The 7,352-nt window shown below is 46.3% G+C and carries 6 protein-coding genes and 1 pseudogene; 4 read left to right on the forward strand and 3 right to left on the reverse strand.

Annotation, left to right across the window (positions count from 1 at the left end; all coding sequences use genetic code 11):
• The 3 genes from GHO41_RS27935 to GHO41_RS27945 all read right to left on the reverse strand — a co-directional run.
• Positions 1 to 897: reverse transcriptase family protein (locus GHO41_RS27935; protein ID WP_153435219.1), on the reverse strand; the 897-nt coding region annotated here is incomplete at its 3' end.
• The gene (locus tag GHO41_RS27940; protein WP_057005075.1) at positions 869 to 1,180 is read right to left on the reverse strand and encodes a helix-turn-helix domain-containing protein; all 312 of its coding nucleotides are present in this window, start codon (positions 1,178 to 1,180) and stop codon (positions 869 to 871) included. The genes GHO41_RS27935 and GHO41_RS27940, both read right to left, overlap by 29 nt.
• Positions 1,181 to 1,220: 40 nt before the next feature.
• Entirely contained in the window at positions 1,221 to 1,385 is a 165-nt protein-coding gene (locus tag GHO41_RS27945) for a hypothetical protein (RefSeq protein WP_153435220.1), read from the reverse strand.
• Positions 1,386 to 1,872: 487 nt separating this feature from the next.
• Here GHO41_RS27945 and GHO41_RS29925 point away from each other — a divergent pair, with 487 nt between their 5' ends.
• From GHO41_RS29925 to GHO41_RS27965, 4 genes and pseudogenes are all read left to right on the forward strand, one after another.
• Positions 1,873 to 2,721 carry a hypothetical protein gene (locus GHO41_RS29925; protein WP_169796391.1) on the forward strand — a complete coding sequence of 283 codons (849 nt, stop codon included), beginning with the start codon at positions 1,873 to 1,875 and terminating at the stop codon, positions 2,719 to 2,721.
• 967 nt (positions 2,722 to 3,688) lie between these two features.
• Positions 3,689 to 3,838, forward strand: a pseudogene (locus GHO41_RS29930) (Arm DNA-binding domain-containing protein); the annotation flags it as partial.
• A gap of 292 nt (positions 3,839 to 4,130) precedes the next feature.
• On the forward strand, positions 4,131 to 5,663 hold the full coding sequence (locus tag GHO41_RS27960) for a hypothetical protein (protein WP_153435221.1): 1,533 nt from the start codon (positions 4,131 to 4,133) through the stop codon (positions 5,661 to 5,663).
• 206 nt (positions 5,664 to 5,869) lie between these two features.
• Positions 5,870 to 7,318, forward strand: coding sequence for an ATP-binding protein (locus tag GHO41_RS27965; protein ID WP_153435222.1), 1,449 nt, complete (start codon positions 5,870 to 5,872; stop codon positions 7,316 to 7,318).
• Positions 7,319 to 7,352: the final 34 nt, after the last annotated feature.

Raw genomic sequence — 7,352 nt, forward strand, 5'->3', positions numbered from 1 at the left:
GTACTCAGGTGGTTGTATTGGGTAGACATGGCAACACCTTACATGAGGTGTTGCACTTGCTCCTTGAGACCGCCCTGCTTTAATTAGTCGAATTTTCCTGTACCGTGCGTTAGGCACACGAATAGCTCCCGAGTGGACGACGACGCCTGTGATGTGTGCTGGTTTACCATTTTGGAAAAGTTTAGTTTTATTGCTGGCGACTATATGTCCATATGCGGCTATAGCCCTCTCAACTTGCCACAGAAAAGATTCGCTAATTTTTTCTCCGGAAAATGTGAGATCATCGACGTAACATGTAAATGTTAGATTGTGCGCATGAGCCAACTTGCTTAGGTCGTCGAAGAGATTTTTATTCGCGTAAAAAGACATCAACGGGCTGAGCGGGCTTCCAGTGGGCAGGCAGTTATCGACTGTCACTAGGTCAGCATACATATTAGCAACGTCTCCTGGCGCCTTGAGATCGTTATTGAACAAATTGAAAACTTTTGATTTCGATGTGGAGCCAAAGAAATTTCGTATATCTAAAGTCGCGACGCATTTTTTGTGAAGGTGTTCTTCCGCGTTCCTTTTGTAAGACGTTCCCTTTAATGCGAATTGCATATATTCAGGCACACGAACACAGCGAAGGAGTTTCAAGATACGTTCATGAATGGCCAGAAGTCGAGGCGCTGGTTTTTGTACCAACCTTGATTTGGGTGGCTTTCCAGCTTTAAAAGGATCAGGTTCTGGTATCAATTCAAATTGACGGTAATCACCAATGCAATCTTTAAGAGCGCCAATTTCAACGGAGAATAATGATGCGAGCTTCAATTTTGTTGAGGTGTTATACAAAGCGCTTTGAGATATGTCGTAAGACTTACGCTCTCGCCTAACTGCCTTTTCTCGCTTTTGCCTCATTTTTATTCTCCACCCATTCCAATATGTTTATTACTTTTTTGGCAATGCTGGTTCTCAGCTTAGTTGTTGGCTTGGGGGCATCCATACTTTCGGAGAAAAAGAGTATAGAGGACAAAGGTATCTCAAAATATTCGCTGTATTTGGTTAATATATCAATTGTGGGTTGCTTTTTTCCAGACTCTATTTCTGACAAATAAGAATTTGAGATGCCAAGTTTTTTACAAAGCTCAGTCTGAGATAAGTCGTGGTAGGTTCGAATCAAACGCAGTGCCTGGTTCAACATTATCGGGCTCCTTTGAGTGACAACAGCGGGGGTAAGGCAGTTAGAATAAGTCACGTAAGTTTTCCGAGAGCTTAGGCCAGTGCTTGTCGACCAGGGATAACGCCAGCCCGATCCAACGTACAGCACTCATAACGACCTTCAGCCACTTCACCTTACGTTGTTTCTTTACTGCCGAGCGTCGCTTGGCGGGTTTATCAATTTTCATCTTTTTGTCCTCGTTGCCCTCTCGGAATTGAGAGGTCTCGCGTGCAACTGGACTGAAAATTGGAGCAAGCAACACTTTTCCCCCCTTCTGAGCACCTGCTTCCGTCTCGCGCGGAAGCAGTATCCCTTCGCGGCCCGTGGCCAGTGGCCAGTGGTGCTGAGGCTCCGGAGCGCGTGGGGAAGGGTTAGAGGCGAACCTCCACAGGGCCGAGGCCCCCACATCTGCGAGGTAATCTCCCTACCGCAGATGCAGGCTATGCCTGATCGAGCAGAATGTCAAAAAATAAATTCGCTATGAGCGAAATCTTTTATTTGACTGAGCGCCGTTCGGCGCTGGAGTAGGATGGTCGGTCAACCGGCCGGGATTGACAATGGCCGCCTATCAGGTAGGGGCTTGTTGACCGATCAGCGCGGCCCCGGCCAAATTCGATTGCATCATAGAAAGCCTTGGCATTTAAATGGGCGATCTACAGACAGGGAGTCGATCTATGTTCAATTTGCTTGTGATGGCAAACGGTTGGAACGGTCGGCGCGACGAGATGCCGCTTGGGCGTATCTACATCGACCAGACATTAGGGGCTCAGTGGAAAATCGGGGACCTCCCCAATTTTGATCTCATGAGGAAATTACCCGCGATTTTTTCCCCGGAGAACTCCCGGTTCGAAGCTGATCAGGTTTCCCGTGTAGGAGAAATCACTGGCACGCGGTTGCAAGGCAACAATGTCGTGGTCGAGTATCGCTACGATCCTGACATTCCCCCTATCCCGTTGGGTGATTTGACCACACTCGCTCCTGCCCTGGGGATCCAGATCCCACGAAGGGGATTTGGTCCGTTTGAGCACAGTCATTGGTCGATCAAGGACGCTGATCTGTTCAAAGTGCTGTTGACGGAGTGGCGGCAGCCCGCTCGCCAACCAACAGTCTTTCAGCTAGCTACGCCTCAACGCGTTCGCCCCGATTTGCTATCTGCAATGATGCCTTTCGCGGGATTTGGGCCTGTCTGGGAAGTTATTCAACGAGCGGCAACTGCGAATGGGATGGATAGTGGCCGTGCCGACAATAGATGGGATCACCCGGCAATTATCCAGGACGTTGTCGCTCTGATTGACGAAGCTGCGATAGTGATTTGTGACTGCACCGGGAAGAATGCCAACGTCTTCTATGAGATGGGGATTGCCCATTCCTATGGCAAGGAAGTGATCATCATTACCCAAAACCCAGCTGATATACCATTCGATATTGCGCACCTCCGCCACATAAGGTATCTCGGGAATGACCAAGGCTTAGCGCAACTTGAGGCGGAATTAACTGCAAGAATCCGGGCTCTCAGGGCGTGATATTCACTATATGCGATGCCGAAGCATTGTGCGGCAGAATGTGAGAGACCGCTTTTGGCCGATTGCTGCCTTCCACAGCATGATCACCGGTCAGCAATCAACAAACCAGTTGTAAAAATGGTATCCCGCAGTAACCGACACAGCACATGTACCAAGCGTCAATAGAGACCACTGTCCTTCGACACCAAGCCACCACTGCACCTTGAACAGAAGAGCTCCCACCAATACGCAGGCCAGAACACCAAGAGCTAGGCCTACCAACGCGAACAGCCGAGCCCCTAAAGCTGGACTTCCGCCGTGCCAGTTCTCACTCAGGCAAAAGGGGCAATGATTGGACGAAGGCGAATACCCCCAGAAACCACGGCTATATGACGGTCTCGGAACCATCGCTTTGCCACAGTTGTGGCAGGTAACAATCGAGTGTCTCATGCCGCACCTCAGCTCAAATCGTCTTAGATGAGCCCATGGTGCGCTGCCGCGGAAAAAACCCAACTGCGTGACCTGACATCTACCCAGCAACCGGTCTGAGCTGGGCATCAAACCCTTCTGGCCAGCTAACCGAGGTTGTGCTGTACACGACCGACTCTATTAAATGCTCCCGGTGGTTGAATGGCCTCGCCCGGTCGCAAACGAGATTCAGGACGCCAGTTCAACTCCTTAAGTAGCCGCTCATCGGAAATACGTGCACGGGGGCATTTATGGGGGCACTTAATAATTAATCTTTAAATAAACTCTTTTAAAACAATAACTTATGTATAAATCTTTAATCCCCCCGGCTCCACCAAATCCGAAAAAAGACGCCTTAGGGCGTCTTTTTTTGTGCCTGCGATCCAGTAAATACGCGGCCTTCAGGGTTTCAGGGGGCTTTTGAGGTTTTCTGAGTTCCAGGCGGTGTGGTATCCCAGGTAGTATCCCGCGCTACCGGGTGCTATTTTCGGATACCAAAACGGTGCTGGGGGTGACCCCTATGCCTACTAACGCAACACGCCTCTCCGGTCGCCAGCTCAAGACAGTCAAGGCTACTGGTAAAGACTTCGTCCTTAGCGACGGCGATGGCTTGCAGCTTCGAGTGCGCGCGAGCGGCTCAATGATGTGGAATTTCAATTACCGCGAGCCGGCGCGTCAATAAGCACCGCATCTGAATGGAAGCGCAGAGCAAAAACTGACGATCCTTGAGCCGGAGCGGGAGAGTAATCAAGACCGCAGGCTCTCACAAGCGAACTGCCTCACTAGTTCTCAGCAACGATGTGATGGCATTATGTCGCATTGGGGAAATGCTCTCACCGTGCCAGACGTGCCCTCTTTGAGAAGACTCGACCGCAGCACGGATGAGGCTTAGAGAGCAGACTGATATTTCAGAAGCGTCACCACTCTTTGGAAATTGCTATCTGTTGATGGCCAGAGTGTGTTTGCAACTACTTTTCCATTATTCTACATGGTGGTTTGGCAAACGCCCTTACAAGCCTGCAAAGGGTAGGTCTGAGGAGCTTCTTGAACATGAGCACCTAGGCAGAAATATTACTGCGAATGTGGAAGAAACCCGGACAAATTTGGATTTAGGGCTTGGTTATGGATTGGGGGTTGACATGACTGCTTGGCAAACCAGCCAAAGTGGTAGCACGGATGAAAAATCAGCAGAGTTGCGTCGTCGATTATCTTCTCGGACTGACTGCGATAGCAACTTTTGGGCATTTTCTGAGCTGAGAAGCAGATCTGGAAATCATGCCCTCTTTCAGTATCCCGCTATGATGGTTCCTGAACTGCAAGGGGCATTGCTGGATGACTTGATTGCCGTGGAAGATGATATTTCTTTAGTGTATGACCCCTTTTCGGGGTCAGGCACTGTTATGTTAGAAAGCTTATATAGAGGGATTAACTATTACGGAAGTGATATTAATCCAATGGCTATATTATTATGTGAGGTTAAATCTACTCCGCCGGACGTTGAGATTGCCTCTAATGCGGTGTCTCTTGTAGTCACTTTGGCAGAAACCTCGACGTCGTGCGACTTTGATTTCCCCAACATAGACAAGTGGTTTAAATTTGAAATAAAAGATGGCCTGAGTAGGCTGCGTAGATCAATAGTTAAACACCCAAACAAAGTCGTTAGGAAATTTCTATGGGTCTGCTTTGCTGAAACTATAAGATTGGTATCAAACTCAAGGATCTCAACATTCAAGTTACATACATATAGCCAGGAGGACATCGCAAGGCGAGGGACTGATGCTATTAAAGTATTCAAGATTGTCTGCGAGCAAAATCTTTCTCGACTGAAACTGCACTGGTCAAGAATTTTGGCAAGGCCAAACCAAGAAATCTTTCCTAAAGCAGTGCTAATATCCGGCTCCGTTTCGGGTGTATGCAAAGCACCGCAGCTTGCAGATGTTTTAATGACTTCTCCGCCATATGGAGATAATAAAACCACAGTACCTTACGGACAGCATAGTTATTTAGCACTCCGCTGGATTGACCCAATTGATCTGCATGATGGATTTGACCCTTTTTTATTAAGTTCCACTTCACGAATTGACACATTAAGTCTCGGTGGTTCGCTGAGGTTTGCTGACCTAGCAAGGAACGAACTTTGTACTGCCTCACCCTCACTGGCGAATTTTTTAAGAAAAATCGAGCACGCTGGCCCTCTAAGAAAGAAAACCTTATCTTTCTGTCGAGATTATCGCGAATCATTAATGATGATTAGCCCTAGACTTAAGCTCGGGGCATTTTGTTTTTTCACCCTTGGAGAAAGAAGGATAGGAGGTAAGATCTTTCCTCTGGTAGATATAACTAAAGAGTTTCTTACCGCGAATGGGCACGAAATAGTTACCACGATAGAACGTATGTTGCCCGGCTCTCGCAAAAGGATGGCCGCTAAAAATAGTGAAGGATCAACTATGGCTACCGAGTGGATTTTAGTAACTCGCTCATGGGGAGGCGCATGAGAGAAGTTGATGACAAGACGTCGCCCAAAATAGCTGCCATCGATACGTTTCTGTTTGAGGCCTGTCCTTAGAAAGTATTTAAATTTGGTTTCGGAATACCAAAAGCTCTCAAGCAATGAATAAAGAGAAAAGGGTGGCCTGACACGCCTCAGGGCGACCACCTAGCGTCCATGAATGTGCTCTCAATTGTAAAAAAGGAATTTAATATGTCGGAAGTCTCTTTGAAGTTTGGCGGGAAGATAATCGAAGAGCTGTCACAAAAGATACCATCAACACTGTTTGCGCTTAACGAGTTGATAAAGAATGCCTATGATGCTTTTTCGCCAGATATTACGATCAAAGTTGAGGCATCAAAGAACACTGTAACTATTTCTGATAACGGAAATGGAATGGGGACTGATGAAATTGAAAGCCTTTTTCACATATCAAAAAGCTCTAAAAAATTTGGCCACGTCATTGAACAAAATGGCGCTAGTAGAATCACTCAAGGCTCTAAAGGATTAGGCTTTCTTGCAGCATTTAAGTTTGGCGATGAAGTTCAATGGACCACACGCAAGGGCGGGATGCAGAGCACATTTTCTCTGAGAAAATCAGACTTAGTCAGTAAGCAAGATCTTGCAGGGACTAGCATACCAATCATAACAGAAGCTCATAATGGGAAAGGAACCACAATTATTATTTCCTCAAGCCCAAAAGATATAGAAGTATTGCTTGATGATTTAAGCAATGAGAAGGTTTCGGAAAAACTTGCTGCCGCAATCGTAGATGAAAACTTTGACATAAAAATTGAGATAGAGAACCAGGCAACTAGTTACTCAACTAGAAACCTTAAAGATTTCAAGCTGGAAAGTGATAACGACCAACTGTTTTATGTTTCTTTTGATTCAGAAGACAATAATATTGAATTTTATCATAAGGGAGAGCTATTGAAGTCAATTTCAGGCCTACCTGAGCCCATGCGGAGAACAGACTATTCAATAAATCTAGAGCTGGTAATTTTTCATTTTGAAAGAGGTAGGAATTCAAAATCTATATCTCCATTAAACAAAAGGGTACATGATGACGCGCTGTACCCCCTAGTATATTTCAATCGAAATATTTTTAATAACATTGTTATTTTCGATCCGGAACTGCTCAGAAAAACCAGCTCGGGAAGTTCATTACCTCAGATGATTGGGCGGGTTAGCTTAAGAAGTCAGAGCGAGGAGGTTGAATTCAACTCGGACAGAACAAACTTTGTAGAAAACTCTCTGACTAAAAGCCTGATTAAAAACCTTAAGGCTCTCAACGATCTTATTCAAACTAACGGTTCTGAGTTAAAAAGAGAGCTGCAGAAAGAAAATTCTAAGAAAAAAGTTCCCACAGGTAAGGCTGCCCCAGTTTCGAAACCGGGTGACCCAAAAAAAATAGCGGCATCAATATCAATGAATAGAAAGATGCCTTTGAAAATCTATACTCCTTCGGATCAAATTGAGTTAGAGAAGTATATTTTTCAGGTTAGAAATAGCCTTGGTGTAGAAGTCGACAAAAATGAGGTAGAAATTTCTATTGACGGCGTACCATCGAGCAATGGGGTTTTGCACTCAATTGAAGAGCCCTGTGAGAAATTAGTAGGGCGGTTGCAGGAGCTGAGTGCAACACGGTCATTGAATTGAAGCTGGAGCATCATGCCGCATAGCCATGGCCTTC

The sequence above is a fragment of the Pseudomonas sp. FSL R10-0399 genome, assembly GCF_009600165.1.
Classification (GTDB): domain Bacteria; phylum Pseudomonadota; class Gammaproteobacteria; order Pseudomonadales; family Pseudomonadaceae; genus Aquipseudomonas; species Aquipseudomonas helleri.

Coding starts and splice junctions, on each gene's coding strand:
- GHO41_RS27940 (WP_057005075.1), bottom strand. CDS start 1,180: ATGTTGAACCAGGCACTGCGTTTGATTCGAACCTACCACGACTTATCT.
- GHO41_RS27945 (WP_153435220.1), bottom strand. CDS start 1,385: ATGAAAATTGATAAACCCGCCAAGCGACGCTCGGCAGTAAAGAAACAA.
- GHO41_RS29925 (WP_169796391.1), top strand. CDS start 1,873: ATGTTCAATTTGCTTGTGATGGCAAACGGTTGGAACGGTCGGCGCGAC.
- GHO41_RS27965 (WP_153435222.1), top strand. CDS start 5,870: ATGTCGGAAGTCTCTTTGAAGTTTGGCGGGAAGATAATCGAAGAGCTG.